Source organism: Agrococcus casei LMG 22410 (assembly GCF_900163565.1).
In the GTDB taxonomy this organism is placed as follows: domain Bacteria; phylum Actinomycetota; class Actinomycetes; order Actinomycetales; family Microbacteriaceae; genus Agrococcus; species Agrococcus casei.
The window spans coordinates 1-1,076 of record NZ_FUHU01000005.1 but is presented as its reverse complement, the minus strand read 5'-3'; the positions used below and the strand labels follow the sequence as shown (position 1 = coordinate 1,076).

Sequence of the window (1,076 nt, the reverse complement as noted above, 5' to 3'; positions counted from 1 at the left end):
ATCGTAGCTGTCACCAACGGTCCCGATCGAGGGCGTCGCCCCGATCTCGGCAAGACGCTCACCGTAACGAATCGACGTGAATTGGCTGCCCGCATCGCTGTGACAACGCAGCTCCGGAAGATGCCTGCCGCGTGACCAGCGGGCCATCTCGATCGCATCGAGCACTGTCTCGGTCTTCATATTCGATGCACATCGCCAGCCCACGATCGCGCGACTGAACGCGTCGATGATGAAGCAGACGTAGGCGACGCCTTGCCAGGTCGGCACGAACGTCAGATCCGTCACCCACAATTGATTTGGCGCATCCGCGCTGAAGACGCGGTTCACGAGGTCGGGATGCCTCGGCATCTTCGGATCAGGCTTCGTGGTCTTGAACCGTTTCTCGCGACGCACCCCTTCAATCTCAAGGGTTCTCATGAGCCTTGCGACCTGGTCGCGGCCGATCTGGATACCGGCTCGCTGGGCTGTTTTCCAGAGCTTGCGCACTCCGTAGACCGAGTAGTTCGATTCCCAGAGCTCGAGCAGACGCGGAGCGCTCTCCGCGTCTCTGACCTGCCGAGCTGATGCCGGTCTGCCGTTCGCGGCGTAATACGTAGACGGGGCCACCTGCAATACTTTGCAGATGCGCTCGACCCCGAGCCTGCGACCAGCAACCACATCATTCTTGTTCTGGTTGATGAATCGAACTACATCTTGTGTTGGCGGTCGAGCTCCGCCCCGAAGAAAGACGCAGCGCGTTTCAGGATTTCATTCGCACGCTTGAGCTCACGCACCTCTTGCTCGAGTTCGCGCATGCGCGCTTGATCGTCAGTTGTGACCCCGGCCTTCACGCCGTCATCGATATCGGCCTGGCGCACCCAGGCCCGCACCGACTCGACCCCGTAACCGAGCTGATCAGCCACGCGCGAGGTCGTTCCTTGACTCGTACCGAGTTCCGCACGCAATGTACGCACCATCCGGACCGCTGCGGCTTTCTCTTCACCGGAATACCGGCGTCCTTTGTTCTTGTGTTGGGCCATGGCTCCATTCTCCGTCCGTAACACTGGAGCCTCCAACAAAACCAGGGCGCATCAGTT

The 1,076-nt window shown here is 60.2% G+C and carries 1 pseudogene and 1 other annotated feature; the pseudogene reads right to left on the bottom strand.

Features of this window, described 5'->3' with window-relative positions:
- A pseudogene (locus CZ674_RS01345) lies at window positions 1-1,019 on the bottom strand (IS3 family transposase); the annotation flags it as partial.
- Window positions 598-732 (bottom strand) — a sequence feature (AL1L pseudoknot). (Overlaps the previous pseudogene by 135 nt.)
- Window positions 1,020-1,076: the final 57 nt, after the last annotated feature.